At 59.3% G+C, this 26,626-nt stretch carries 28 protein-coding genes and 1 rRNA gene; 24 read left to right on the top strand and 5 right to left on the bottom strand.

Annotation, left to right across the window (positions count from 1 at the left end; translation table 11 throughout):
- The first annotated feature begins 7 nt into the window (after nucleotides 1–7).
- From rrf to KJS47_RS22930, 5 genes are all read left to right on the top strand, one after another.
- Nucleotides 8–124, top strand: a 5S ribosomal RNA gene (gene rrf, locus KJS47_RS22950).
- A 754-nt stretch (nucleotides 125–878) separates the two neighbouring features.
- Nucleotides 879–2,450, top strand: coding sequence for a lamin tail domain-containing protein (locus KJS47_RS22945; protein WP_249716682.1), 1,572 nt, complete (start codon nucleotides 879–881; stop codon nucleotides 2,448–2,450).
- 115 nt (nucleotides 2,451–2,565) lie between these two features.
- Nucleotides 2,566–3,876 (top strand): ABC transporter substrate-binding protein, encoded by a 1,311-nt coding sequence (locus KJS47_RS22940; RefSeq protein ID WP_213528118.1) that lies wholly within the window; start codon nucleotides 2,566–2,568, stop codon nucleotides 3,874–3,876.
- 159 nt (nucleotides 3,877–4,035) lie between these two features.
- A complete protein-coding gene (locus tag KJS47_RS22935) occupies nucleotides 4,036–4,974 on the top strand; it encodes a carbohydrate ABC transporter permease (RefSeq protein ID WP_213528116.1) in 939 nt (312 codons plus the stop codon).
- 72 nt (nucleotides 4,975–5,046) lie between these two features.
- Nucleotides 5,047–5,817: a carbohydrate ABC transporter permease gene (locus KJS47_RS22930; protein ID WP_213528131.1), complete on the top strand. Its 771-nt coding sequence runs from the start codon at nucleotides 5,047–5,049 to the stop codon at nucleotides 5,815–5,817.
- A gap of 270 nt (nucleotides 5,818–6,087) precedes the next feature.
- On the opposite strand, the gene KJS47_RS22925 is transcribed toward KJS47_RS22930, so the two are convergent.
- A complete protein-coding gene (locus KJS47_RS22925) occupies nucleotides 6,088–6,846 on the bottom strand; it encodes a DeoR/GlpR family DNA-binding transcription regulator (protein ID WP_213528114.1) in 759 nt (252 codons plus the stop codon).
- A 439-nt stretch (nucleotides 6,847–7,285) separates the two neighbouring features.
- Here KJS47_RS22925 and KJS47_RS22920 point away from each other — a divergent pair, with 439 nt between their 5' ends.
- From KJS47_RS22920 to KJS47_RS22890, 7 genes are read left to right on the top strand one after another with little or no spacing between them, the layout of a single operon-like run.
- On the top strand, nucleotides 7,286–8,365 hold the full coding sequence (locus KJS47_RS22920) for an MDR/zinc-dependent alcohol dehydrogenase-like family protein (RefSeq protein WP_213528112.1): 1,080 nt from the start codon (nucleotides 7,286–7,288) through the stop codon (nucleotides 8,363–8,365).
- 18 nt (nucleotides 8,366–8,383) lie between these two features.
- Nucleotides 8,384–8,869: a ribose 5-phosphate isomerase B gene (gene rpiB / locus KJS47_RS22915; RefSeq protein WP_213528110.1), complete on the top strand. Its 486-nt coding sequence runs from the start codon at nucleotides 8,384–8,386 to the stop codon at nucleotides 8,867–8,869.
- Between the two features lie 36 nt (nucleotides 8,870–8,905).
- Nucleotides 8,906–9,907 (top strand): dihydroxyacetone kinase subunit DhaK, encoded by a 1,002-nt coding sequence (locus KJS47_RS22910; RefSeq protein WP_213528108.1) that lies wholly within the window; start codon nucleotides 8,906–8,908, stop codon nucleotides 9,905–9,907.
- Nucleotides 9,908–9,920: 13 nt separating this feature from the next.
- Entirely contained in the window at nucleotides 9,921–10,559 is a 639-nt protein-coding gene (dhaL, locus tag KJS47_RS22905; protein WP_213528106.1) for a dihydroxyacetone kinase subunit DhaL, read from the top strand.
- Nucleotides 10,560–10,575: 16 nt separating this feature from the next.
- A complete protein-coding gene (gene glpX, locus KJS47_RS22900) occupies nucleotides 10,576–11,526 on the top strand; it encodes a class II fructose-bisphosphatase (RefSeq protein ID WP_213528104.1) in 951 nt (316 codons plus the stop codon).
- An 11-nt stretch (nucleotides 11,527–11,537) separates the two neighbouring features.
- Nucleotides 11,538–12,380: an HAD family hydrolase gene (locus tag KJS47_RS22895; protein WP_213528102.1), complete on the top strand. Its 843-nt coding sequence runs from the start codon at nucleotides 11,538–11,540 to the stop codon at nucleotides 12,378–12,380.
- Nucleotides 12,377–13,123 carry a glycerophosphodiester phosphodiesterase gene (locus KJS47_RS22890; protein ID WP_213528100.1) on the top strand — a complete coding sequence of 249 codons (747 nt, stop codon included), beginning with the start codon at nucleotides 12,377–12,379 and terminating at the stop codon, nucleotides 13,121–13,123. The genes KJS47_RS22895 and KJS47_RS22890 overlap by 4 nt, the downstream gene beginning before the upstream one ends.
- Nucleotides 13,124–13,425: 302 nt before the next feature.
- Here the strand turns inward: KJS47_RS22890 and KJS47_RS22885 are convergent, their stop codons facing one another.
- Complete coding sequence (locus KJS47_RS22885; protein ID WP_213528098.1) at nucleotides 13,426–13,950, bottom strand: hypothetical protein; 525 nt, start codon at nucleotides 13,948–13,950, stop codon at nucleotides 13,426–13,428.
- A 198-nt stretch (nucleotides 13,951–14,148) separates the two neighbouring features.
- On the opposite strand from KJS47_RS22885, the gene KJS47_RS22880 reads away from it, so the two are divergent.
- The 10 genes from KJS47_RS22880 to rsmI all read left to right on the top strand — a co-directional run bounded on the left by KJS47_RS22880 (nucleotide 14,149) and on the right by rsmI (nucleotide 21,614).
- Entirely contained in the window at nucleotides 14,149–14,355 is a 207-nt protein-coding gene (locus KJS47_RS22880; protein ID WP_213528096.1) for a sigma factor G inhibitor Gin, read from the top strand.
- Between the two features lie 117 nt (nucleotides 14,356–14,472).
- Nucleotides 14,473–15,951, top strand: a complete 1,479-nt coding sequence (locus KJS47_RS22875) for an aminotransferase class I/II-fold pyridoxal phosphate-dependent enzyme (RefSeq protein WP_213528094.1) — start codon at nucleotides 14,473–14,475, stop codon at nucleotides 15,949–15,951.
- 154 nt (nucleotides 15,952–16,105) lie between these two features.
- Nucleotides 16,106–16,768 (top strand): dTMP kinase, encoded by a 663-nt coding sequence (tmk, locus tag KJS47_RS22870; protein ID WP_213528092.1) that lies wholly within the window; start codon nucleotides 16,106–16,108, stop codon nucleotides 16,766–16,768.
- A gap of 15 nt (nucleotides 16,769–16,783) precedes the next feature.
- On the top strand, nucleotides 16,784–17,113 hold the full coding sequence (locus KJS47_RS22865; RefSeq protein WP_213528090.1) for a cyclic-di-AMP receptor: 330 nt from the start codon (nucleotides 16,784–16,786) through the stop codon (nucleotides 17,111–17,113).
- Nucleotides 17,114–17,178: 65 nt separating this feature from the next.
- Nucleotides 17,179–17,625 (top strand): YaaR family protein, encoded by a 447-nt coding sequence (locus KJS47_RS22860; RefSeq protein ID WP_213528088.1) that lies wholly within the window; start codon nucleotides 17,179–17,181, stop codon nucleotides 17,623–17,625.
- Between the two features lie 62 nt (nucleotides 17,626–17,687).
- Nucleotides 17,688–18,665, top strand: coding sequence for a DNA polymerase III subunit delta' (holB, locus tag KJS47_RS22855; protein ID WP_213528086.1), 978 nt, complete (start codon nucleotides 17,688–17,690; stop codon nucleotides 18,663–18,665).
- 2 nt (nucleotides 18,666–18,667) lie between these two features.
- Entirely contained in the window at nucleotides 18,668–19,471 is an 804-nt protein-coding gene (locus KJS47_RS22850; RefSeq protein WP_213528084.1) for a PSP1 domain-containing protein, read from the top strand.
- Between the two features lie 29 nt (nucleotides 19,472–19,500).
- Nucleotides 19,501–19,836 (top strand): DNA replication initiation control protein YabA, encoded by a 336-nt coding sequence (yabA, locus tag KJS47_RS22845; protein ID WP_213528082.1) that lies wholly within the window; start codon nucleotides 19,501–19,503, stop codon nucleotides 19,834–19,836.
- Between the two features lie 143 nt (nucleotides 19,837–19,979).
- Nucleotides 19,980–20,747: a tRNA1(Val) (adenine(37)-N6)-methyltransferase gene (locus KJS47_RS22840; protein ID WP_213528080.1), complete on the top strand. Its 768-nt coding sequence runs from the start codon at nucleotides 19,980–19,982 to the stop codon at nucleotides 20,745–20,747.
- 3 nt (nucleotides 20,748–20,750) lie between these two features.
- Complete coding sequence (gene rsmI / locus KJS47_RS22835) at nucleotides 20,751–21,614, top strand: 16S rRNA (cytidine(1402)-2'-O)-methyltransferase (RefSeq protein ID WP_213528078.1); 864 nt, start codon at nucleotides 20,751–20,753, stop codon at nucleotides 21,612–21,614.
- A gap of 165 nt (nucleotides 21,615–21,779) precedes the next feature.
- Here rsmI and KJS47_RS22830 read toward each other — a convergent pair whose 3' ends face one another.
- Nucleotides 21,780–22,034 carry an AbrB/MazE/SpoVT family DNA-binding domain-containing protein gene (locus KJS47_RS22830; protein ID WP_213528076.1) on the bottom strand — a complete coding sequence of 85 codons (255 nt, stop codon included), beginning with the start codon at nucleotides 22,032–22,034 and terminating at the stop codon, nucleotides 21,780–21,782.
- A 545-nt stretch (nucleotides 22,035–22,579) separates the two neighbouring features.
- Between KJS47_RS22830 and KJS47_RS22825 the strand changes: the two genes are divergently transcribed.
- Both KJS47_RS22825 and KJS47_RS22820 read left to right on the top strand, forming a co-directional pair.
- Nucleotides 22,580–23,887 carry an HD domain-containing protein gene (locus tag KJS47_RS22825; protein ID WP_213528074.1) on the top strand — a complete coding sequence of 436 codons (1,308 nt, stop codon included), beginning with the start codon at nucleotides 22,580–22,582 and terminating at the stop codon, nucleotides 23,885–23,887.
- A gap of 19 nt (nucleotides 23,888–23,906) precedes the next feature.
- A complete protein-coding gene (locus tag KJS47_RS22820) occupies nucleotides 23,907–24,674 on the top strand; it encodes a TatD family hydrolase (RefSeq protein ID WP_213528073.1) in 768 nt (255 codons plus the stop codon).
- Here KJS47_RS22820 and KJS47_RS22815 read toward each other — a convergent pair.
- The gene (locus KJS47_RS22815) at nucleotides 24,660–25,883 is read right to left on the bottom strand and encodes an ABC transporter permease (RefSeq protein ID WP_213528071.1); all 1,224 of its coding nucleotides are present in this window, start codon (nucleotides 25,881–25,883) and stop codon (nucleotides 24,660–24,662) included. The two genes, KJS47_RS22820 and KJS47_RS22815, sit on opposite strands and share 15 nt — an antisense overlap.
- A complete protein-coding gene (locus KJS47_RS22810) occupies nucleotides 25,883–26,626 on the bottom strand; it encodes an ABC transporter ATP-binding protein (protein ID WP_213528069.1) in 744 nt (247 codons plus the stop codon). The genes KJS47_RS22815 and KJS47_RS22810 overlap by 1 nt, the downstream gene beginning before the upstream one ends.

Raw genomic sequence — 26,626 nt, 5'->3', positions numbered from 1 at the left:
ATAGCTGTTTGGTGATAATGGCGGAGGGGAACCACGCGTACCCATCTCGAACACGACCGTTAAGCCCTCCAGCGCCGATGGTACTTGAACCGAAGGGTTCCGGGAGAGTAGGACGTTGCCAAGCAGACGAACAAAGCCTTGCTGCATATGCAGTGAGGTTTTTTTGTGTTTGGTTTTGATTGCGATTGGTTTTCGTTTGGTATCGGATCTTCTCGTTCTTCCCCGATCCCTATGGCTCATGAACCTAGTTTTGAAGCCTAGGTCTACCCAAATTCATGAAAAGCCGGCTGCTAAGTAAGAGATGGCTCTAGGTGTTGCTGGCTGACCGTTCTTGCATGAAAAAGGGAAGCCCCTCTCTAACCCGGTAAGGACGGAGAGGGAAGCACCAGGGAATTGTGTTTTTTCTTGTTGTTTACTAAGGAAAAACAAAAAAATAACAATAAACAGTAAAGGTTATATTTGCCAATACTGTTATATATGGTAATATTGGATTTACATTTGGTATTGTTTATTAACATCCACGGCCATTTTCTATCACTTTCAGCAAAGGAGGCTGATGTTCGGTAAGCGGAGGGATCCCACGAAGGTGAGGACCACGAAAAATGGAAGGTGATTTGTTTTTCTGTAAGCGCTTTAACGATAAGCAATTTTCTGGAGGTGGACTCATGAAAGCGGCGATAAACAAACTTATTGTTTTTGCGTGTATGCTTTGTCTGGTTTGCGGGCCGGCTGTGCCGGCGGCTGCCGGCACAGGGAAAGCTGCCCTTTCCTCAAGCGAATTCACACAGGAGGAGCTCCCGCCACTAAATCGGGTTTCGTCCCCGAATTACCGGGACTTTTTTCAGCTGGCCAAGGAAGGAGCGGTCCTTCCCGGTTTGATGCAAGGGCTCATTCCTCAAGGGATGGCTTATCTGGCAGAGACCGACTGGCTGCTCCTTACGGCTTATCGGGAGAATGGAGCATCGAGCGTACTGAGCGTAGTCGATCGGGAGAGCGGGCAGCTTGTGAAGACCGTGTCCCTCTACAAGAATGAGACGACTCCTTATACCGGACACGCTGGAGGCCTCACGGTCAGCCAGAGCCATGTCTGGGTCTCCTCGGAGAAATCCGCGTATGGCATGGCGATCGAGGATCTGAAGAACGCCGCCGATGGAGGCAAACTCGTATTCCGGGAAACGATTCGGACAGAGACCAACGCTTCATTTACTACATACGCCGATGGGGTGCTGTGGGTAGGGGAGTTTGCCCGCTTCGATTTCAAGACCGACGACTCCCATCATCGACGGGATCGGCAGGGCACGGAAAGCTCGGCCTGGGTTACGGGCTACCGGCTTGATTCAAACGATACGATTGCTCCATCGAGTAGGACCGGTACCGGAGGAGCGGCGGCCCCTGATCTCATTCTTCAGATACCGAATGAAATACAGGGGATGGCGGTCACAGGGGATGCTATTCTCCTCAGCCAATCGTATGGAAGGACGATTGAAAGCTCTCTCCTCACATACACCCTACCTCGGGAGGAACCGCCTCACGCATATACCGACAGGTTCGGCGCCCCGGTCCCAATCTGGTTCCTGGACGAACAGAACCGGAAAAGCACCGTTATTTTGCCGCCGATGTCGGAGGGAATCGCCCAAAGCGGAACAGACCTGTATATCCTGTTCGAGTCGGGGGCGGAAGCATACCGAGACGGCTTCTACCCAGTAGACCGGCTGTACCGGATGAACCTGCAGGAGCTGCTTGCCCTTGAGCCTTCCGTGCCTGGAGCTCCCAAGGGGGAGCCGCCGCTGCTCATTACCGAGGTGATGGCGGCATCGCCCGGTACCGGACAGCCCTACGAGTACATCGAGCTGTATAACAATAGCGAGCAAGCGATCGATCTGTACGGCTATAAGCTGTATTACTACTACGATCCGGTATCTCCCGACCTTTGGAACACCAAGGTGACCAAGTGGTCCATCATGACGGCGGCCGACGTGGATGCCGACTCGACCGAGGCGACGGACATGCTTCTGAAACCTCATCAGACGAAGGTGATCTGGCTGAAGAAGCCGGACCATTACCGGCTTACACTGGACGATTTCAATGCTGCTTATGGCACGAACCTTAAGAAGAAGGACATCGCCTACAGCAAGCTGGTCGCCGGGCAAGGATTGTCGGATACGACGCAGCGCTTCCTCGCCGTCGTGGCGCCGCGGGGCAACCAGGTTACGGACCGCATTTCCTACGTGACGTATAACGGAAGCTCGCAGGCGCCAGTAGCGAGCTGTGGTGGAAGTACTCCTTGCGATTTTGCCGTGGGAGAAAGCATCGTTTACTTCTATCCAAAGGATGGTCTGAACGGGCCGGGCCAGGAGATGGAGAGAATGGTGCCTGAATCGCTGCACCAGACGCCGACGCCAGGCCGGCTGCTGCCAACTCAGATCCGATCGATTGCCCGCGGACGGTAATCTGAAAGGATCAGCTGCTTGCCCGCGTACGGTAACCTGAAGGATAGGCCACTTGTCTGCGGGCGGTACCTGAATAGGATCGGCCGCTTGCCGGCCCAATAGAGAGGGGATATCCATGTATAGGAAAAAAGCTGCTTCACTCTTTGCCGTTCTTGCTCTTACTGCCGTAAGCACCCTCGGCTGTTCCTCGGGAGGAGGCGCTGAGGAAGCGGGAGCCGTCGCTCCGTCGGCCAGCGAGGACCAGACTCCCGTTACGATTCAATACTGGCATGCGCATGCCGACGTCCAGCTTGAAGGATTGAACTATATGTTGGCCGAGTTCAAGAAGAAGTATCCGTGGATTACGGTGGAACCGGTCTACCAGGGAGCGTATGCGGATCTCCACAAAAAGCTGCTTGCCGCCGTAGCCGCCAAAGAAGTGCCGGCGGTCACGAACGTCGAGGTGGCTTCCATTCCGAACTTCGGGGAAGGCGGCATCTTCATGGACTTGAACCCGTATATCAAGCGGGACAAGATGGACGTGAACGATTTTTCCCAGGGCATGCTGAAAGCTTACGCCTATAACAACAAGCAGTATGGGCTGCCGCTCATCGTAAGTGCCAACGTCTTCATTTACAACAAGACGATGTTTGACAAGGAAGGCATCAAGCCTCCACAGACATGGGAGGAGATCGAACCGTTCGCCCAAAAGCTGACGAAGAAGGAAGGCAGCAATGTAAGCCGATATGCCTTTTCCGTGCCGGGCTGGGATATGTGGTATGCCGAAACGTGGATGCGCAACGGAGGCGGAACCCCGCTTACGGATGACAACAAGTCGGGCGTGGACCAGCCGAACAGCGTGAAGTTCATGAAGAAATTCCGCGAATGGATGGACAAAGGCTATCTGCAGATGGGCTACGGCAAAGGGGCTTCGGACACGATGCGGCAGATGTTCTTTGACGAGAAGGTCGGCATGGTCATGCATACGTCGGCGTTGATCAAATGGTATATGGAGAACGCCAAGTTCGAGATAGGCGTATTATTCCCGCCCGGGGACCAGAAGCGGATCTCCCATATCGGAGGCGCCGGCATAGCCGTAATGGACATGGTGCCGCAGAACCAGAAGGAGGCCGCCTGGAAATTCGTCGAGTTCATGACTGCTCCGGATAACAACATCAAGTGGGCGGATTACACCGGGTACCTGCCGACGAGAAAATCGGCGATCACTTCGGCAGAAGGCACCGAATACTTCTCCAAAAAGCCGCAGTACAAGGCGGTCTTCGAAAACTTCGACAACGTAATCGGACGGCCTCAGCATCCGAATTATCCGGCCGCAATCGAGGTGCTGAAGAACGCCATCGGCAATATTCTTCTGGACAACAAAGATGTGGAGACGGAATTCAAAGCCGCCGCCAAAGGCATGAACGAAGTGTTGGAGGATAATTGATGCCGTACGTCGGTGCGGGCTGCAGCGGAGAGCATGGTGCCGCTGCAGCCCGGTCACCCGGCCGCGGAAGGCTGACCGTACCGGCGAGCCGGCAGGCCGAGCATCCGGCATCGCTGCCGCCCAGCCGGCAGCCATCAAGAAAGGAGGAAGCCCCCTGTTATGGAGATCCAATCGGTCGCAGCCGAAGAGCTGCGACTGCCCACTAGGAGACGAAAAACCCGCTACCGGATGATAGCGAGCTTCAAGGATTTTTCCCTCGTTTGTCCGGCGCTGCTTTTCCTTGGAGTGTTCACCTACTATCCATTGCTCTTCTCGGTCTATATCAGCTTCACCGACTGGAACTTGGTGAAGCCGGCCAAGAAGTTCGTCGGACTGCTCAATTACGAGAAGCTGCTCACGGATCCCAAATTGTATCATGTTCTCAAGATTACTTTCGTGTATACGATTCTCGACGTGGTGCTCACGCTCGCCATCGGGCTGCTTCTGGCCCTGCTGCTTAATGTAAACTCTCGCGTCTATAACACGATGCGCTTGTTCATCTTCATGCCGCATTATATCTCCATGGTCATCGCCTCGATGGTCTTCGTCTGGATTCTGAACAACCAGTACGGCATTATGAACAAATCGCTCTCCCTATTCGGGATGGAGCCGGTCCATTGGCTGGACAGCACCTCCAACGCCATTTGGGGCCTGATCATGGTCTCCCTATGGAAGGGAGTCGGCTTTACGATGATTATTTTTTTGGCCGGCTTGCGGGGCATTCCGGTCGAATATTACGAAGCCTCCAGCATTGATGGGGCCAATAAATGGCAGCAGTTTCTGCATGTCACGCTCCCGCTGCTTTCGCCTACCACTCTCTTCCTGCTAATCACCTCGTTCATTTCGTCCATGCAGGTGTTCCAATCGGTGGACGTGATGACGGACGGGGGACCGCTCGAGTCCACCAAGGTGATGGTGTACTGGATCTACCAGATGGCGTTCCGCGATTTCCGGGCGGGCCGGTCTTCGGCGCTGGTCATCCTCTTCTTCTTCATTATTATTGCGCTGACGATCGTGCAGTTCGTGTTATCCCGGAAGAAGGTCCATTATGAAGGGTAGGTGGAGGCTGTGACAGCCAAGCAAATCTGGGTCCCGACCCGTCTGATTCTCTCCCTGCTCGTCACGCTGCTGATGGTATTTCCGCTGTACTGGCTGGTCATCACCTCGCTGAAGACGCCTGCCGAGCTCAAGGCAGCGTTCCCGACCTTCTGGCCGGAGACGTTCGCCTGGAGCAACTATAAGGTCGTCTTCCAGTCCATTCCGCTGGCCCGCTATGGGCTCAATACCATCATTCAGACCGTCGGCATCGTCTCCCTGCAGATGAACGTCGCCCTGCTGGCCGCCTACGGATTCGCGAAGGGGAACTTTTGGGGAAGGGATAAGCTGTTCGTGGCCATTATCGCGGCGCTAATCGTCCCGGAGCAGGTCGTGTTCGTGCCTGTGTACGTAATGTTGTCCAAGCTGGGCTGGATCAACACCTATTGGGCACTGATCATTCCGCATGGCGCTTCGGCGTACAGCATCTTTCTGCTCCGGCAGGCGTTCAAGTCGCTGAGCAGCGATGTGATGGAGGCGGCCAGCATGGACGGGGCCAACCGGTTTCGGATCATCTATCGCATTCTCGCGCCAATGGCAATGCCCACGATCATTACGGTGCTGATCTTGAAGGTCATCAGCAGCTGGAACTCTTATTTTTGGCCGCTGATCATGACGAATACGAATAACATGCGGGTGCTGACGGTCGGCATCTCGATGTTCAAGGAATCGTTTCCCGGTATGGAGATGATGAGCTATCATCTCATCATGGCCGGCAGCGTATGCGCCATTGCCCCGATCGTCCTCCTGTTCGTCTTCGCCCAAAAGCATATTGTCGTCGCTATGGCCAATTCCACGTTCAAATAGGAGCTGGAGCAGCAGCAACAGGCGCGGCTTTCCTGTAGGACATAACCCCGTAATCGCCCGTCATAGCAAAAAAAGAAAGCTCCGCGGCAAATGCCGCGGAGCTCTTGCGTGTGGGAAGATTTGGGCGGATTTACGTTCAAGGGGGCAGCCGCCGCTTGCCAAAGCGCAGGGCTGCTTCCTCGTTATGCCCAATCCCAGCCAGCAAGCGCCGGTACCTCGCCGATGGCGACTCCAGCAATGCAGAGGCGTCTCGCCGATGGCGAGCAGGTGCTAATCGGCGATAACAACCTCCACACCCTTGAGCGTATGGAGGAAGCTGCGGTCGGCGCCCGCATCCGTGATGAGCGTATGGATCTGGGGCAGTTCGGCGAACGTCGCGATAGACCGGCGCCCCAGCTTGGTCGAATCAAGCAGGGCGACCACCTTGCTGACATTGACGACGATCGACTTCTTGAGTTCGGCCTCGTATACGCTGAAATCGGTTAGCCCCTCCGCGACGGTGAAGCCTTGGGCGGAGGTAAAGAAGACGTCGGCGTGGATCTGGGAGAGCAGCCCTCGGCCGAGCAGCCCTTCGAGCGAGCTGGAGCCGGGCCGCAGCACCCCGCCTACGACGATGACGTTAATGCGGGGGTTCCGCGTCAATTCCTGAGCAGTAGCCAGCCCGTTGGTAACGACGGTCAGGTAATCGAAGGAGATTAGCTGCTTGGCCAGCTCCAGCGAGGTCGAGCTGGCGTCCAGAATAATGCACTGTCCGTTCTGGACCAATCGGGCGGCAGAGCGCCCGATCGCCATCTTCTCCGCCTGGTTGATCTGGCTGCGGGAATGGAACGTGTATTCATGGTTGGGAGGCTTCGGCAGGACGGCGCCGCCATGCGTCCGCTCGATCAGGCCGTCCTCCTCGAGGATCTTGAGGTCGTTGCGAAGCGTTCCTTCGGATACGCTCAGCACGACGGAGATATCCTTCACCAGTATTTGCTTCTCTTCATTCAGGATCTGCATGATCCGGTTTCTTCGTTCAGGTGCCAGCATGACAGCAACTCCCGTATAAAATCGTTAAGCCGCATAACTCCCTTAGGGATATCCTGGAATCGGTTCTTCCTGAAGTATACCAAACCGATATACCGACTTCAACGCAAATCAAGCACAAAAAACAAGGAAACGGAGCGAAATTCAACTGAATAATAACAAGGAATGTGATGAGATGACAATCGAAATGGAACCAATCGGCAAGGAAAATAAAATGCTAGAGAGATATAAGGGAAGGGAGTGAGAGGAGGATTAGCGAAAATGGAGACAAACTCTGCTAAAAGAGAGAGGAATGGAGGAATTGGATAGAAAGACAAAAACAACAACAAAAATCAATAAACAAAAATAAATAACAATCAAACCATTGACAACTGCCAGTAAGCGGGTAGAATAAAAGGTAAGTTTTTCCTGAAACCGCATTCACTAGTTAGGAGGATAAACGATGCCGAATGCCTCAATTCCTACTCATATGCGCGCCATCGTCGCGTATGCGCCGGGCGATTACCGACTGGAAACCGTCGAGGTTCCGAAAGCCGGGCCAGGCGAGCTGGTCGTCAAGGTGGAAGCCTGCGGAATCTGCGCCGGCGACATCAAGGCTTACGGAGGGGCGCCCAGCTTTTGGGGAGACGCCACCCAGCCCGCCTACATCAAAGCTCCCATGATTCCGGGCCATGAATTCATCGGCCATGTTGTAGAGATCGGGGAGGGAGTGGAAGGATTCGCCCTCGGGGAGCGGGTCATCTCGGAACAAATCGTACCTTGCTGGAAGTGCCGGTTCTGCAACCGGGGCCAGTATTGGATGTGCGAGAAGCACGACCTGTACGGCTTCCAGAACAACGTCAACGGCGGCATGGCCGAGTTTATGAAGTTCACGAAGGAAGCGATCAATTATAAAGTGCCCGCCGATCTCCCGATGGAGAAGGCGATCCTCATCGAGCCTTATGCCTGCTCGCTCCACGCCATCCAGCGGGCCCAGATCCAACTGGGCGATTTCGTCGTTCTGTCGGGCGCCGGCACACTCGGACTCGGGATGGTAGGCGCCGCCAAGCAGGCCGGCCCCGGCAAGCTTGTGGTGCTCGACCTGTTCGAGGAGCGGCTCGCTCTGGCCAAGAAGTTCGGCGCGGATTTGGTGCTGAATCCGCGTGAGGTCGATGTTGTAGCGGCCATCATGGAGATGACGGACGGCTACGGCTGCGATATCTATATCGAAGCGACGGGCCATCCCAAGTCGGTCGAGCAGGGACTCTCCATGATCCGGAAGCTTGGAAGGTTCGTGGAGTTCAGCGTGTTCAAGGATCCGGTCACGGTTGACTGGAGTATCATCAGCGACCGTAAGGAACTGGATGTGCTCGGCTCCCACCTCGGGCCGTATTGCTATCCTCTCGTTATCGACGGGATCGCAAGCGGCAAGCTGCCCACCGAGGGTGTAGTGACGCATCAGCTGCCGCTTGAGCAGTTCGAGGAAGGATTCGAGCTCGTGAGCAGAGGAACCGACTCGCTGAAGGTCGTCCTTATACCGTAAGCCAGGGAGGAATGGAAGATGAAGATTGCGATCGGCGCCGACGAAGCGGGATTCCCTCTCAAGGAAGTCATCAAGCAGTATTTGACGGAGCTCGGGGTGGACTATGAGGACTTCGGGTGCCATGACGGGGCCGACCAGGTGGATTATCCGGATGTCGGGTTTGCGGTGGCGAACCAAATTGCGGAGGAGAAGTTCGAACGGGGCATCCTCCTGTGCGGCACGGGAATCGGCATGACGATAACGGCCGACAAAGTGCCGGGCATCCGGGCGGCTCTCTGCCACGACACCTATTCGGCGGAACGCGCGAGACGAAGCAACAATGCCCAGGTGCTGACGATGGGGGCGCGGGTCATCGGGCCCGAGCTCGCCAAACAGGTCGTCAACGCCTGGCTGAAGGCCGAATTCGACGGCGGCGCATCGGGCCGCAAGGTGCAGAAGATTATGGACGGCGAGAAGCTGTACCGGACGCCTGGTTCCCCGCGAGAGACCAATTCTTGTTCTTGAACGAATTCCATATCCAGTGAAGGAGCGGATCAGGCTATGAAGAAGCTGATCAACGATCCAGTTGCGATCGTAGACGAAATGATAGAAGGCTATACGGCCGCCTATTCCGGCTATGTGAGACAGCTCGAGCAGAATCGCCGGTCGGTCGTTCGGGCGCAGCCGCCGCGGCCGGGCAAGGTCGGCGTGGTAATCGGAGGGGGCTCGGGCCATGAGCCGGCCTTCATGGGACTGATCGGCCAGGGGTTCGCGGACGGCGTTCCGGTCGGCAATGTCTTTGCTTCCCCTCCGCCCGACCCGATTGTGGAAGTGACCAAAGCGGTCGACGCCGGTGCCGGCGTCCTCTATATGTACGGCAACTACGCCGGAGACTGCATGAACTTCGACATGGCGGCGGAGCTGGCCGGCATGGAGGGCATCCGTGTCGAAACCGTGCGGGTGACCGACGATGTCGCATCGGCACCCCAGGATCGCGCTGAACGGAGGCGGGGCATCGCGGGCGGCTTCCTCGTCTTCAAGGCGGCGGGAGCGGCTGCAGATCTCGGGCTCCCGCTGGAAGAGGTCGTCCGGGTCGCCACTAAGGCGAATGACCAGACCCGCACGATGGGCGTGGCACTCTCGCCCTGCTCCGTCCCGCAGACCGGCAAGCCGAGCTTCGAGCTGGCCGAGGATGAGATGGAGATCGGACTCGGCATTCACGGGGAGCCCGGCGTGGAAAAAGGCAGACTGAAGAGCGCCGATGAGGTAACCGACCTGCTCGTCACCCGCATCCTCGAGGATATGCCGCTTGCTGCCGGCGACCGGGCTGCGGTTCTCGTCAACGGACTTGGCTCAACCTCCTATATGGAGCTGTTCGTCGTTTACCGCCGGGCGGCGTCTCGGCTGGAGGAGCTCGGCGTTCAAATCTCGCGTTCCTTCGTAGGGGAATTCGTCACCTCGCTCGAGATGGGCGGGTGCTCCATCTCGGTTATGAAGCTCGACGACGAACTGCAGACGATGGTCGACCACCCGGCGGATACGCCGATGTATGTGCAGAAATAGGAGGATAGCTGCCATGAAGCTGACGGTAACGGAATGGAAAGAGTTGTTCTGCCTTATTGCCGAGCGGATCGAGGAGAATAAGGACCGGTTGTCGGAGCTCGACCGGGCCGTGGGGGACGGCGATCACGGCGTCACGATGTCCATCGGCTGGCAGGCGATTGTGAAGAAGCTGGAGGAGAGTCAGGGAGCCGACTGCGGTGCCGTCTGCAAGGAGATGGCCATGACCTTCCTCAATGCGGTGGGCTCTTCGGTCGGCCCGTTGTACGCGACGGCTTTTCTGCGGGGGGCTTCTCTCCTGCAGGGCAAGGAAGAGCTGACGGAGGAGGACGTGGTGGCGTTCTGGCAGGCGGCCGTGAGCGGCATCCAGGAACGAGGCAAGGCGCAAATCGGCGACAAGACGATGCTCGATGCCTGGCTGCCCGCCATGCAGGCGCTGGAGCAGGCGCGCATGCAGGGGCGCGGCCTTGCGGAATGCATGGAGGAAGCGGCGGCGGCCGGCGAACAGGGGATGAAGGCGACTGCGCTGCTCGTTCCCCAGGTGGGGCGGTCGAGCCGGCTCGGCGAACGGGCGGTCGGCCATCTCGATCCGGGCGCAGCCTCGGCTTCGATCATCTTGACGGCGTTCGCGGAAGGATTAAGGAAGACCACGTGAAAGCGGGGGAGCGCGGGTGGAACGGTTCGTTCTTGATTTTTTGCGGGTAACCCGGGCGGCAGCGGTGGCAGCCGCTCCCTGGATCGGCCGGGGACGCAAGCACGAGGCGGACGAAGCGGCGACCTCGGCGATGCGCCGCGTCCTGAGCACGGTCCCGATGAACGGAACGGTCGTCATCGGTGAGGGGGAGCTCGACGAAGCGCCGATGCTCTACATTGGAGAGAAGGTCGGGACGGGGACCGGTGAACGGCTGGATATCGCCGTCGATCCGCTTGAAGGCACCAATCTGGTGGCTTACGGCCAGGATAACGCGGCTGCGGTTATCGCCGCCGCTCCCTCCGGCAGCCTGCTGCACGCCCCGGACATGTATATGGAGAAGCTGGCGGCAGGACCAGGCGCCAAGGGCGTTCTCGACCTGACCCGCCCCTTCATGGACAATATGGAGAGAGTAGCGGCCGCGCTGGGCAAGCCAATGGCCGAGATGACCGTCATGGTCCAGCAGCGGGACCGGCATCAGCCGATCATCGAGCGCATCCGGCAAACCGGGGCCCGCGTCCGGCTGTTCGGGGACGGCGATATTATGTGCGCAATCGCAACGGCGGTGGAGGGAGCCGGCGTCGATTTGTTCTATGGCGTTGGCGGCGCTCCAGAGGGAGTCCTCACAGCCGTCGCTCTCAAATGCCTGGGAGGCGACATGCAGGCGCGGCTGCTGCCGGCAAACGAAGCCGAGCATGCCCGCTGTGTGGCAATGGGCCTGGCCGATCCGTCCCGGTGCCTGGCCATGAACGACCTCATCTCCGCCGACGACTGCCTGTTCGCAGCGACCGGCATCACGTCAGGCCTGCTGCTTGACGGCGTGCGCTCAAAGCCGGGCGGGGGCGATCGGACCCACTCGATGGTGGCATGCGGCCCCACCGGTTCCCTTCATTTCATTGATACCATGCATTCGCAAATGCTGGTTAGCTAGGAGAGAAAACTGTGACGCCAATTCGACTTATTGTCAGCGACCTCGACGGCACATTGCTGTCTCCGCTGCACGAGCTGACCGACTCCGTGCAGGCGGCGGTACGCCGGTTCGTGCAGGAGGGCGGGATGTTCACCATCGCGACAGGGCGCGTGCGAGCCACCGTCACCACGGTGGTTGAGCAGCTCGACCTCGTTCATCCGTTTATTTTATGCAACGGCTCCGTTCTGTCGGACCGGGCCGGCGTTCTGGAGACCAACAGCTTCGCGGTCGAGGAATTGATCCCGCTCTTCCGGGAGGCGGACCGGGAAGGAATCGCCGTGCTTCTGTTCGGTGAGGAAGGCATCCGGTCCTACCGCAGACTCGCGCAGATCGAGCAGTTCGAGATAAAGGAGAACATTCGCTGCGGCGAATTGGATGCGTGGTCCCTGCACTGGCACAAGGACGAGGTGCAAAAGATTCTGCTGATCGGCGAGATGGAGCGGATCCGCCGCGTCTGGGAAAGCCAGCTGCTGGGCTTCGCGAACCGGTACGCCGTTCTTCAATCGGAAGACGATTATTTGGAGGTGCTGCCGGAAAACCAGAGCAAGGGGGCCGCACTGGAGCGCTTGATGGAGCTTCTGCAAGTGCGGCCCGAAGAGGTGATGGCGATCGGCAACCAGCTGAACGATCTGGATATGATCCAGCGCGCCGGTATCGGGGTCGCGGTGGCGAACAGCCATCCGGGCCTCATTGAGCATGCCGATTACGTAACCCAGGCCAGCTACGGGGACGGTGTGGTCGAGGCGATTCGTAGGTTTTGTTTTGGAGAGAGCGGGCTTGTGGAGGAGCAGGCACAAGAGGAGGAAGCGGGATGAGGGACAGAGGCATTGCGCATCGCGGGTATCCCGGCCGGTACCCAGAGAATACGCTGGCTTCGTTCCAAGCCGCTGCGGAGCTCGGTTTCACTCGGCTCGAGCTGGACGCGCAGCCCACTCGGGACGGCGTGCCGGTCGTGCTGCACGATCTTCGGGTGGACCGGATGACGGAAGGGACCGGGTATGTCATGGAGATGTCGCTGGAGGAACTGCGGCGTCTGAGAGTGGCGGGGACCGAGCCGATTCCGACGCTGGAGGAAGCGCTCAGGCTGCTCAGGGGCAAGCTTGAAGTCAATATCGAGCTGAAGCAGTTCGGCCAGCGGTATCCCGGTCTGGAGACAGCCGTCCTCGACGTGGTGAAGAGGCTGGACATGGCCGACCAGGTATTCCTTACGTCCTTCGACGAATTCTCTATCCGCCGGCTGCGGGAGCTGGATGCGGATATCGCCGCCGGCTTCATCCATCACGGCAGCACGACGGCGGTATTCCCGCTCATGCGGCAGCTCAAGGCTGCTTATCTGGCGGTGAACCATCTGTATATTACACCCGAGTATGCGGCTCTATGCGAGGAAGAGGGCATTTCGCTCATTGCCTATACGGTAGACGAGGCCGAGGAGATGAAACGGCTGCTGGCATGTCCATCCGTTCTTGTGTGCACGAATCAAGCGGAGCTCTGGAGAGAGACCGCCCTAGCCGAGGAGCGGAGAGTCGTGGCGCCCGAACCGAACGGCGCGGCGGGCTGAGGCTTGGCTCGGCGCAGACGGAGGTCAGCGTGATGGGCCGGAGCTCGGTCCAATTCCGCAGCAATAAGTTCTGCGTGTAACATCATGGTCGGCAAGGCGCCGAGCTTCTTCAGCGGCAAGCGCCGGGCTTCCGCTGCGCGAAGCCGTCCGAGCGGCTCGCTCCAGCCGCCCGCCCTAAACAAACCAAAGGACCGGACCAGGCATCCCATCGGGAGCCCGGTTCGGTCCTTTGGTTTAACGTTTTTCTCCAATATCCGCCGCAAGTAAGCTTTATGCCCGGCGGGTGGCTACCCGGCAGGCCGCTAAGAGCGGTACAGTGCGATTTCTCGTCCAGCCAGCTTCACCATCCCCTGTTCGGCAACGCCGTGCAGCTTCCACAGGAGCACAAGCCGCGGAGCCAGCAGCCAGAGGTGAATCGCTGCCATCATGCCGAACCAATAGGCCGGCAGCCAGATGTAGAGCACCGCGAGGAGAGCGGCGCCGGCGACGAGCAGGTGCAGCTGGAGAAAAAAAAGCCGGCTTACCCTTATATAGGCGGCAGGCAGATAGCCAAGCCACGGATACACGAACATCCAACCCCACGGGACGGCTCTATAGCCGTGGAGCCATCTTAGCATCGCCTTCGTCAGCGCCGCCTGCAGCAGCGGGACTAGCACCGCTCCGGCGAGAACGGCCGCCAGCCCCGCCAGTCCGTGCCGAAGGATCGTGTAGAGAGCCGCGGCCAAAAGAAGACCGATCGACAGGGAAGCATAGAGAGGGGGGACCGTTAGCTTTTTGAGAAGCGTATAGTTGTAGATCGTGGCGTGCTCTGCAAGTCCTCTGTCCATGCGTTCCCTCACATCCTCATGTAGTACCTTCAGTATAGGGCAAACAGGCTTGAAAAAAAAGCCAATCTGTCCCCTTAGGCAGACAGTCACCGGACGCTGCGCCTCGACATAGGATAACTAACAAAATTTAATAGGCGCCGTTTAAGAGAGAGCGAGTAGGGTATACTTGATAGAAATGAAGAAGAAGGGGTGGGCGACATGCATGCGGAGGAGCGGGAGCAGCACGAGCCGGTTAGACCGATCTGCATCGTTTGCCAGCAGCCGAAGGAAAGCGGCATTCGCATCGTGACGGAATTTCTGTGCGAGAGCTGCGAGGCGGAGCTGGTGCGGACTGACGTTCAGGACGAAAAATATCCGTTCTATATCCGTCAGTTGAAACGGATCTGGTACCAGCAAAACGCCTAAGCTATAGAAAAGAAGACGCCCGGCGAAAAAATGCTTTAGCTGGCGAGCGTTTTTTCATATAGTAGGAGAGGAACGGGCAGCCGCTTGTTCTTTTTTTTGTATAGGAGGAACCCGAACATGAACGAACCGATAACCGCCGCAGCGCCTCTCTATCGGGCGCTCGCCGGGCATATCCGGCGCCGGCCGGCCAGCTTTCACGTACCCGGCCACAAAGGAGGAGAGGCGCTGCCGGACGAGGCCGTAGGCCTCTTGAAGCAGGTGATGACGCTCGATCTGACCGAGGTGACCGGACTCGACGATCTGCATCGGCCGGAAGGGCCGATTCTCGAAGCGCAGCGGCTCGCGGCCTCCTGCTTCGGTGCGGAGGAGAGCTGGCTGCTCGTAAACGGAAGCACGGTCGGCAACCTGGCGATGGTGCTCGGCGTCTGCGGCCGAGGCGAGCGGCTGATCGTGCAGCGCAACGTGCACAAATCGGTTCTGCACGGACTTATGCTCGCCGGGGCGGAGGCGGTGTTCGTGCCGCCTGTTGTGGATGTGCGCACCGGCCTGGCGGGCGGCGTCGACCCGGAAGCCGTCGCGGATGCGCTAGAGAGACATCCGGAAGCGAGAGGCGTTCTCTTGACCAATCCGAATTACTATGGCATGGGCATCTCGCTCGGAGCAATTGCGGACGAGGTGCACGCCAAAGGGCTGCCGCTGCTCGTAGACGAAGCGCACGGCGCCCATTACGGCATGCATCCCGCTCTGCCGGAGTCGGCGCTGGCGCAGGGAGCGGACGTCGTCGTGCAGTCGACACACAAGCTGCTGACCGCTCTCACGATGGGGGCCATGCTCCATGTCCAAGGGCCGCGGGTCGATCGCCGGCGGCTGGCGCAGTGCCTGGCCATGCTCCAAAGCTCCAGTCCCTCCTACCCGATTCTAGCCTCCCTCGATTTGGCGCGGGCTCTCGTCCAGCAGACGGGCTCCGCCCTGTTTGAGGAAGGCCTCGCCGCTGCCCGAGAGGTGCGCCAGGCGATCGGCGGGATGTCGCAGTTCGCTATACCCGAATGGACGGCGCCGACTGCCGGCTGGGAGAGCCAGGACCCGTTCAAGCTTGCGGTTCGTGACCGGACCGGCACGCTTACCGGGTTTGCACTGCAAAGGGAGCTGGAGGAGGACGGGTGCATGGTGGAGATGGCGGACGAGCAGTATGCGCTGCTCGTGTTCAGCCTAGCATCCCGTGGGGCGGAGGCGGAGCGGCTCGTCCGCTCCCTGGAGCGGATTCGGGCGAATTTCTCGCTTGCGGAGAAGGAAAAGCGGGACAAGCCGACGAATAATAACAGTATGCCCCCTTTTCCACTCCTTTCCGAACCGGTTCCTTTCGAGTTTGACCGCCGAACATCCCGCCAGACGGTTAGCGTTCCGATCCAGCAAGCAGCAGGAAGACGTTCTGCCGAGATGGTCATTCCTTACCCGCCTGGCATCCCCGTCTTGTACCCTGGAGAGCGGATATCGACGGAAGCGGTCCGGCAGTTGGACGGACTGAGGATAGCGGGCGCCCGTTTTCAGGGAACGGCCGATCCGGCCCTCCTCACTTTGCAGGTAGAGGCCGATTAACCGGAAGAGCCCGCCGTGCATAGATAGATAGTAGGCCACTTACCTTATCGAACGACCAATATAGACAGCCAGAATCCGGCGAAGGAAGGGCGAATTCTATACCTCCCGCCAACGTCCGGATTCAACGCAGCTGAGCATACCGCAGGAGGATACGGTGAACGGATTATTCCTTACATTCGAAGGCCCGGACGGCGCGGGCAAGACCACACAAATCCGCAGGCTTGCGGCACATCTCGGTGAGCGGGGCTTCGACGTCCTGCTCACGAGGGAGCCGGGAGGGACGCCGATCAGTGACCGGGTTCGGGCCATTCTGCTCGATCCGGACCACGGAGAGATGATCGACCAGACGGAGGTGCTGCTCTACGCCGCTTCGCGAGCACAGCACGTGCACCAGGTGATTCTGCCCGCGCTGCAGGAGGGCCGTATCGTGCTGTGCGACCGGTTCATTGATGCGAGCATCGCGTACCAGGCGGGCGGCCTCGGGCTGGACAAAGAAACGGTGGCCGCCATCAACCGGTTCGCGAGCTCCGGCCTGCAGCCGAACCGGACGTACCTGCTCGACATTCCCGTCGAGGTGGGCCGTCAGCGGCTGCTGGACCGGAGTGCCAGTGCGGCAGGCGGCGGCCTCGACCGTATCGAGCGCAAGGGCGCCGAATATCATGCCCGCGTGCGGGAAAGCTTTTTGCAGCTGGCCGAGGAGAATCCGGGCCGAATCCGCGTCGTCCGGGCCGACCGGCCGGCAGACGAAGTGGCCGCAGAAATTGCTTTGGACCTAGCAGAACATCTGGGCGGCCGGCCGGATCTTGGGTTATACTAATGAGGAGGGATACCTATGAAACTCGTAATCGCCGTCGTGCAGGATAAGGACAGCAACCGGCTGTCGAACGCGCTCATCCAGGAAGGATTCCGTGCCACCAAGCTGGCGAGCACGGGGGGATTTTTGAAGGCGGGCAATACGACCTTCATGATCGGGATCGAGGATGAACGGATCCCTGACGTGATGAAAGTGATCAAGAACAACTGCAAGATCCGGGAGCAGCTCGTGACCCCGGTGTCGCCGATGGGAGGCTCGACGGACTCGTACATTCCGTTCCCGGTCGAGGTTCAAGTAGGAGGCGCCGCCGTCTTCGTCGTACCGGTCGAGCGCTTCGAGCACTATTAAGCAGAAGGCGCGGCAGCGCCGGAAGAGGCGGCAGCCTCTCTCTTTAAGGAAGGGATTCTCCCGCTATGAAGATTAACCCGGGCTGGCGCCCGCTCGCCAAAGATATCAAGCCTCCGGAGCACGGAGCGAACAACCAGGTGAACGCCAAGTCGTTCTCGGAATTCATGAAGCGTCCGGAGGAGCAGGCGGGCAGCGACCAGCTCAAGCGAATGCTGGATCAGATCCAGCAGCAGGCGGACCGGCTGAGCCGAACGCTCACCGTCCGCGAGCTCAGACAATACAAGCTGCTGGTGAAGCAGTTTTTGGAGGAGACGGCCCGCCGGGGCATCCAGCTGCGCGATACGCGGGGCTGGGACCGCCGCGGCCGCTCCAAACGGTATAAATTGCTGGAAGAGATCGATGCGGCTCTCTTGGAGCTGGCGGACGAACTGCTGGAGAAGGAGCAGAGCCGCATCGAGCTGCTTCAGAGAGTCGGAGAGATCAGGGGCATGCTGATCAACCTGCTTTTTTAACCTTTCTTACAAGCAACCTTCAAGATTTTTCGTACTAGCAATAGAAATTGAGGCGATGAGGCATGTCTTTCGATACCATTCCCGGGCAGGCCCAAGCCAAGAGGATTCTCCAGAATGGACTGCGGCGGGACAAGCTGTCGCATGCATACATCTTCAGCGGTCCTTCCGGCTCCGGCCGCAGGGAGATGGCCAAGACGCTGGCCCAGGCGGTGTACTGCACGGAACGCAAGGACGATGCGTGCGGCCAATGTCTGGAATGCCGCAAGGTTGAGCACGGCAACCATCCGGATCTGATCTGGATCGGTCCGGACGGAGCTTCGATTAAGATCGACCAGATCCGCGAGCTTCAGAAAGGGCTAGCTTACCGGTCGACAGGCTCGCGCACGAAGATCTATATCGCGGAGGAGGCCGACCGGATGACGGTGCAGGCGGCGAACAGCCTGCTGAAGTTTCTGGAGGAGCCCGGCACAGACGTAATGGCGATTCTCATCACCGAGAATGGGCATGCTCTGCTGCCGACGATCCGATCGAGAGCGCAATGGATTCCGTTCGTTCCGATGCCGGCGCCCGCGATGGCCGCTGCGCTGCAGGAGGAAGGCTTCCCTGCCGCGCTTGTGCAGGTGGCCGTTCAGCTGGTGGCCGGACTGGGTGCTGCGAGGGAGCTGCTCGGCACAAATTGGTTTGCAGAAGCAAGAAATGTAATGATACAATTGGCTAAAGAAGTCGACGGGCGCTTCCCCGCCGCGCTTCTGACGGTGCAGAACAAAGTCATCAAAACCGAGCTTCAGGAGCATCTGGATACCTTTCTGGACCTGGGCACGCTCTGGTTTAAAGATATGGTACGCTTAAGCTGCGGACAAAAAGATCAAATCGTTTATATAGATCAAGTCGATTGGATGTCAAGACAAGCGATTGGCAGGGAGCCGGGCTACTGGATCCGCGGTATGGAGCGGACGATTGAGACGCAGAAGCGTATCCGGTCCCACGCCAATCCCGGCCTCGCCTTGGAAAAGTGGCTCATCGACATTCAGGAGGGGTAGCCGTGTATTCGGTGGTAGGCGTCCGCTTCAAGAAGGCGGGCAAGATCTTCTATTTCGACCCTCTCGACCTTCCTGTACAGAAGGATGACAGCGTCATCGTCGATACGGCGCGCGGTCTCGAATACGGAACCGTCGTCATCGGCAAGCGGGATGTATCCGAGGATGACGTCGTGCTTCCTCTCAAAAAAGTGATTCGCGTCGCAAACGAGGCCGATGCCGTGCTCGTCGAGGGCAACAAAGCGGCGGCCAAGGATGCGTTCGGCATCTGCCAAGTGAAGATTCGGGAGCATAACCTGAAGATGAAGCTGGTGGATGTTGAATATACGTTTGACCGCAATAAGATCATTTTTTATTTTACGGCGGAAGGCCGAGTGGATTTTCGGGAATTGGTCAAGGATTTGGCCAGCGTCTTCCGAACAAGAATCGAGCTGAGACAGATCGGCGTGCGGGATGAAGCCAAGCTGCTCGGCGGTATCGGACCGTGCGGGCGCATTCTGTGCTGCTCTTCGTTTCTGGGGGACTTCGAGCCCGTCTCGATCAAGATGGCGAAGGACCAGAACCTGTCGCTCAATCCGACAAAAATTTCCGGCTTGTGCGGCAGACTCATGTGCTGCCTCAAATACGAGCATGATAATTACGAAAGCGCGAAGGATGAGCTTCCGAGGGTCGGCCGCATGGTCATGACCTCGCTCGGAAGCGGCAAAGTAATCGGCCTCAAGCCGAACGACCGGATAGCCAAGGTTCATTTATTTGAACAGAATCGCGTCATGGAACTCCCGGTGGATGATGTAGTGGAACAGGATTAGCGGATCTTTAATGGCGTCGGGGTGAAACCGTGGACAAACTAGAGCTTTTCAAACAATTCGAGCAACTGGAGGAGAGGCTGGGGATTGCGTTCGAGCATCTTGGCGCCTTGAAGACAGAACTGGTGCGTCTGTTGGAGGAAAATCACCAATTGACGGACGAGAACCGGCAGCTGCGCGAGATGTTGAAGCAGCAGGCATCCCCGGAGACCGAACACCAAGAGAAGAAAGCAACGCCTGCGATAGGCGAAGGCCATGACAATCTGGCCCGTCTTTATAATGAAGGCTTTCATATATGCAACATCTATTATGGACACCTTCGGAACGAAGGAGATTGCTTGTTCTGCTTATCGTTCCTGAATAAATAGCGCTGCGGGAAGAGATGCTTCCCGGGCGAACGGAAGAACCGTAGGGCGCCGGCTCTACGGTTTTTTGCGAAACGGAAAGGCTGCTCGTTCGGGTAACCGTTAGGCTCGGGCGGCAGGCAAGGACAGAAAGAGAGGAACGCGGGATGAAGATCGACCTGCTGGAGCAAGAGCGGATCGACGACTTGCTGACAAATGACTTGAAGATTATCCAGAGCGCCGACGTCTTTAGCTTCTCCATGGACGCGGTGCTGCTGGCAAGATTTGCGGGGGTGCCCAAGTACGGAAGCATACTGGACTTGTGCACGGGGAATGGAGTCATCCCGCTGCTGCTGTCGCAGCGAACCCAGGGGGACATCTGGGGCGTGGAAATTCAGGAGCGGCTCGCCGACATGGCGGTCCGCAACGTCCGGCTGAACGGGCTGGAGCACCGGCTTCATATGCGCCAAGGAGACTTGCGGACGATCCATCAAGAGCTGGGACACGGCACGTTCGACGTCGTAACCGTCAATCCGCCGTACATGCCGCTGCGTGCCGGTGAGCAGAATGGGAATTCGCATATAGCGGCGGCCCGCCACGAGATCTACTGCACGCTCGACGACGTCGCGGCGGCCTGCAGCCGCCTCGTCAAGTTCGGCGGGAAGGTGGCGATGGTGCACCGCCCGTCGCGGCTAGCCGAGATTCTGGAGGCGCTGCGCCGCCACCGGCTTGAGCCGAAGCGGATCCGCTTCGTGCATCCGCGGGCTGAGGAAGAGAGCAACATGGTGCTGATCGAAGCGATTCGGGACGGCAAGCCCGATGTGAAGCTGCTGCCGCCTCTGATCGTCTATGAACAGCCCGGCCAATACTGCCGGGAGCTGCTGGAGATCTATTACGGCGGGACCGAGCCGCCCGCGGCCGAACAGGAGGGGTAGCACATGCAAGTACAAAAGAGCTTTGCGGCGGAAGCCGAAGCGGGTACGCTCTATCTCGTGGGGACGCCGATCGGCAACCTCGACGACATGACGTTCCGTGCGGTGGAGACGCTGAAGAAAGTCGACTGGATTGCGGCCGAGGACACCCGGCAGACGCGCAAGCTGTTGACCCATTTCGACATCCAGACTAGGCTGGTCAGCTACCACGAGCATAACAAGCAGGCGAGCGGACCCGAACTGCTTCGTTTCCTCCGGGAGGGACAGTCGGTGGCGCTGGTCTCCGACGCCGGGCTGCCGGCCATCTCCGATCCCGGTGAGGACCTGGTTCGGCAGGCTGCCGAAGAGGGGATCCGGGTCGTTCCGGTACCGGGAGCCAATGCAGCGCTCTCGGCGCTCATCGTCTCGGGACTGCCGACCGACCGGTTCCTGTTCGCAGGGTTCCTGCCGCGCGACCGCAAGAGCCAGGCGGAGCAGCTGCGTCTGCTCGGGGCCGTTCCGGCGACACTGCTGTTCTATGAGTCCCCGCACCGGGTTGCCAAGACGCTGCGGACGATGCGGGAGGAGCTCGGCGACCGGCAGGTCGCGCTAGTCCGGGAGCTGACCAAGCGCTATGAGGAGGTCGCGCGGGGCTCACTGGACGAAGCGCTCCTCCACCTCGAGGCGCATCCCCCGCAGGGCGAATACGTCATCGTGCTCGGCCGGGCAGCGGAAGGGGAAGGCGAAGCGGCCGCCTGGTGGGCCGAGCTGAGCGTGGACGAGCACGTCCGCCGCTATGAGGACCAAGGCGAGGACCGCAAAACGGCCATGAAAAAAGCAGCCCAGGACCGAGGCGTCTCCAAGCGGGACATCTACAACGCCCTGTTGTAGCTCCCGCCTGCCCCCGAACAGGCTGCGCAGCAGAATAAAAGGCAAAAAAGTATCCCTAAACCACGGGCTGTCAACAACGGCACCCCGGGTCAAGGGACAAAAGGAGATATAAAAAAGGTTAGAATTAACAAAAGGATAGTGTAGGTCTATTATACACCATAATTTTCATTTTGTCACAGGTGCAGGCATCTCTGTGATGCAATTCTTGCAAACTATTTTTCCTTTGAAGTAGGTGACTTCCTCGGCATTGCCGCAGAAGATACAGGCCGGCTCGTATTTCTTGAGCATAATGCGCTCGCCGTCCACGTAGATTTCCAGCGCATCCTTCTCTCCGATGCCCAGTGTCCGACGCAGCTCGATCGGAATGACGACGCGGCCCAGTTCGTCAACTTTTCTTACGATTCCAGTAGATTTCATCATGTGTAAGTTCCCCCTATATTTGGCTTCGTCATTATTCGACATTATTCTACTAAACTATAATACCAACGTTTCCCAAAATAGTCAACTTGATAGACGGCATTGCGTGTGCCAATTTCAGGAAACGTTCTCAATTTGCGTCTGTTCCCGATTTTCTTCTTAATCAATAGGATGGAGAAAGTCCCGTCGGCTATAGGGTTTGGACGAGACTAGGCGCGGGAGGAAACGCTCCCCAGCGGGTCCATACGGGCAAGAGAGGGACAGAAAAGCGAGGAACAAAATTGGAAAATCGGGAGAAGATAATTCGACAAACTAACCGTCCGTTTTTGTCGAATAGGGGCTTAAGGTGCAGGCAGACCGGAGCAGTGCGGCGGAGGGCCGCGACGGGCTTGCCGCAATCGATCAGCACCGCCCTGTCTATACGAATGGGAGACGGAGAGGCTTCGCCCAATTTCCAGGAAAAACGGAAGAACGGAACCCTCTTCCCGAGGAAAAGGAGCGTTTCCGGGTAAGGAGTCTAGTAGGGTTGTTAGGGAGGGGAAGCCAGTATGCAAAATTCTACATTATTAATAGAAGAAAAAGTTTTTAAAGACCCCGTTCACAAGTACATTTATGTACAGGACCGCCCGATTTGGGACCTGGTCAACACAAAGGAATTTCAACGTCTGCGCCGCATTCGGCAGCTGGGCACTTCCTACCTGACGTTTCACGGAGCCGAGCACAGCCGTTTCTCGCACTCGCTGGGCGTCTATGAAATTACCCGCAAGATCATCTCGCAATTCGAGCGCGGCGGCTATCCGGACTGGCCCCGGGAGGAGCGGCTATTGTGTCTGTGCGCGGCGCTGCTCCACGACCTGGGCCACGGCCCATTCTCTCATTCGATCGAGAAGACGTTCGCCATGCATCACGAGGAGTGGACTTGCCGGATGGTGCTTGGCGACACGGAGGTGAACCGGGTGCTGCGGGACATCGATCCGTCGTTCCCGGACAAGGTGGCGGGCATCATCTGCAAATCCTACGACAAGGAAATTGTCGTCAGCCTCGTCTCCAGCCAGCTGGATGCCGACCGGATGGACTATCTGCTCCGCGACGGCTACTTCACGGGCGTCAATTACGGCACCTTCGATCTGGAACGGGTGCTGCGCGTCATCCGGCCGCACCAGGGCCATCTCGTCGTTAAGGAAAGCGGCATGCATGCTGTCGAGGATTACCTGATGTCGAGATATCAGATGTATTGGCAAATCTATTTCCACCCGGTGACAAGAAGCGCCGAACTTCTCCTGCACAGCATATTCGGCCGGGCCAAGGTGCTGTTCGAGGACGGGTACCGCTTCGCGCACCTGCCGGGGCCGATCCGCCGACTGATGCGGCGCGAGCTGACGGTAGACGACTATTTTCGCCTCGACGAATCGCTCGTGCAGAGCATGTTCCAGGAATGGACGGACGAACGGGATCCCGTGCTCGCCGACCTGTGTGCGCGTTTCCTGAACCGCCGGCTGTTCAAATACGTGCCGGTCGATCCGGAGGACCGGGACACGATCGCCCTGTTTCTGGACTGGATGGCCGTGAAGGGCTGGGATCCGCTCTACTATGCGCAAATTGATTTTCCGCGCGATCTGCCTTATGATGTGTACCGACCGGGAGAGCTCGAGGGCAAGCGGCCGATCTACCTGATGGACGATCGCAAAGAGCTCCACGAAATCTCGACGAAGTCGGACATCGTCCGCTCGATCAGCGGGCTGCACCAGGGGCGGCATCAGCTGTTTTTCCCCGGAGAGCTGCTCGGCGAGCCGGACAAGCCGGAGGCGATCCGGGCGCTGCTGGACGGCTCCGCTCCGTCACCGGCCAACCCCTAATCCGAAGGAGGGACTTCCCTTGTTTACCGACACGCACACGCATATGAATGCGCCCGAATTCGACGGCGACCGCGACGAAGCAATCGAGCGGGCGTACGCGAACGGGGTAACCCGCATCGTGAACATAGGCTTCAACCGCGAGACGATCCCGACCTCTCTCGCACTGGCCGAGAAGTATCCGTACGTCTACACGGCGGTGGGCTGGCATCCGCAGGACGCCATCACGATGGAGCCCGGCGATCTGGACTGGATCGAGGAGCTGACCCGCCACGAGAAGGTGGTCGCCATCGGCGAAATCGGCCTCGACTACTACTGGGATACGTCCCCCAAAGACGTGCAGCACCGGGTGTTCCGGGAGCAGATCCGGCTCGCGCGCAAGGTCGGCCTGCCGATCATTATTCACAACCGGGACGCCCACGAGGACGTCGTCCGGATTTTGCGCGAAGAAAAAGCCGCCGAAGTCGGCGGCATTATGCACTGCTTCTCCGGCAGCTGGGAGACGGCCAAGCTATGTCTCGACATGAATTTCCACATTTCGTTCGGCGGCCCCATCACGTTCAAGAATGCGAAGCAGCCGAAGGAAGTGCTGAAGCAGGTTCCGCTCGATCGGCTGCTCATCGAGACCGACGCGCCTTATCTGACGCCACATCCGTACCGCGGCAAGCGCAACGAGACCGACTATGTCCGCCTCGTCGCCGAAGCGGCCGCTGAGCTGCGCGGCATGCCGCTCGAGGAGCTGGCCGCCGTCACGACTCGCAACGCCATCGAATTGCTAAAGCTGAAGTAGCGGATGCTGCTTCAGCTTTTTGCGTAGATAGGCGAAGCTGTAGAGGGCGGCGAAGGCCGCTCCGGCGGCAAGTGCAGCGAGCGGGGCTGTCCACACCCCGGCGGCCAGCGCCCAAGCGGCCGCCAGCACGACGGTCTGGACGAGCAGCCCCGTCCAGGCGATCCGCACGATTGCCTCGGAGCGCAGCCCCGGGTCGACCGGGTACAGCTTGGGCCAGAACACGTAGCGGTGCAGTTGGTCGAGCGATGCGTACTGCATAGCCGACAGGGCCAGGACGACGACGAACACGCCGGTCTGCCAGAGCGGCGACGGGAACAGGAACAGGAAGACGAGTCCGACGATGGTAGTGCGGACGAGAATGCCGGCTGCTTCCGAACGCGCGAACGTCATGGCGAACAGGTAGGCGTACGTGCGGTCGGCCCGAAACGGAATCCGCCGCGTCCACCCGGCGAGCCAGACTCTCGGCCGGACGGGCGGCGGCAGCTGCTCGACGTCGGTGAACCAGCTGAAGAAGGTGTAGTGCCTCGCCAGCTGGGCCCGCTCCCGGCCAATGGCGTGCTCCCAGTTCAGCACCGCCATCCGCTCCATGCGCCGCAGGAGGAGCCAGCCGGCCGCCACCGCCGCAAGCGCGATCAGGCCGGCCACGGCCGCCTGCCGCTCAAGCGCAGCGTAGACCACCGCCGCGGCGGCCGTGTAGGCGAGCCCCCGCAAGAGGCGTCGGTCGCGTGCGCGCGAGAGCCGCAGCTCCTGCAGGCCGGCGAGCAGGCTCGCCCACTTGCAGACGAGGAAGAGGGCGGCGACGAGCGGCAGAGGCGGCGCGGCGGGGTGCGTGTGCGCGTACAGCGGCCACAGCGCGGCGAGCGCGGCCAGCGTGCCGAGCGCTTGCCAGGCGAAGCTGTAGCGGAGCGCGCGGTCGAGGTACGGGCGGAGCGCCGCCTCGGCCGGCAGCAGGAACACGCGGTCGGGGGAGTGCAGCAACGTCCGGACCGGTCCCCGCCCGATGAGCCAGCCGAGAAGGGGGACGGCGATCCAGGCGACCGGAAAGTCCGCCGGCGCGGTCCGCAGCCAGCGGGCGTAGCCGATCAGCCCCGCGAGCAGCGCCAGCAGGAGGAAGCTGTGAAAGCCGCTTCGCAGGACGTAGCTCCAGTACATCGAGGCTTCCTTCCAGAACCCTCCGAGCCGCTTGCTCCATAGCGTGCGGGTCTCCATCAGGCGGACCCTCCCTGCACGAGCCGGAAGAACACGTCGTCGAGCCGGGCGCCGGGCAGGTCGGCCTGGCTCTGCAGCTCCTCCAGCGTGCCGCCGGCGATCTGCTCGCCGTGGTGCAGCACGACGAAGCGGTCGCAGTACGCTTCGATCGTCGAGAGGATATGCGAGCTGATGAGGAAGCTGGCGCCCTTCTCCTTGAACGAAGCCATCAGCTCGAGCAGCGAGCGGATGCCGAGCGGGTCCAGGCCGAGGAACGGCTCGTCGATGATGTAGAGCGGAGGCTCGACGAGGAACGCGTTCATGATCATCACCTTCTGCCGCATGCCCTTGGACAGGTGGGCGGGGAATGCCCCTTCCTTCTCCTTCATCCGGAACGTCTCGAGCAGCGATTCCGCCCGGCTCTCGAAAGCGTCCCGTTCCAACCCGTAGGCGCGGCCGGTCAACTCCAGATGCTCGCGGATGGTCAGCTCGTCATACAGCTCGGGTGACTCCGGCACGTAGGTACAGGCGGCCCGGTACCGGGCGGGATCCTCAGCCAGCGTTAAGCCGTCCACCCGGATCGTCCCCTCTTGAGCTTTTAGCAGGCCGAGAATGTGTTTGATGGTCGTGCTCTTGCCCGCTCCGTTCAGGCCGATCAGGCCGACCATCTCTCCTTTGTTCACTTCGAACGTGAGGGATTTCAAGACAGGCTTACCCACTCGGTAGCCTCCTGAAACCCCTTCCAAATGCAACATCTTTTCCAT

This window comes from Paenibacillus sp. J31TS4, from assembly GCF_018403265.1.
Lineage (GTDB): Bacteria > Bacillota > Bacilli > Paenibacillales > NBRC-103111 > J31TS4.
The sequence above is the reverse complement of the archived record's forward strand: the minus strand, read 5'-3'. Positions and strand labels throughout refer to the sequence as shown.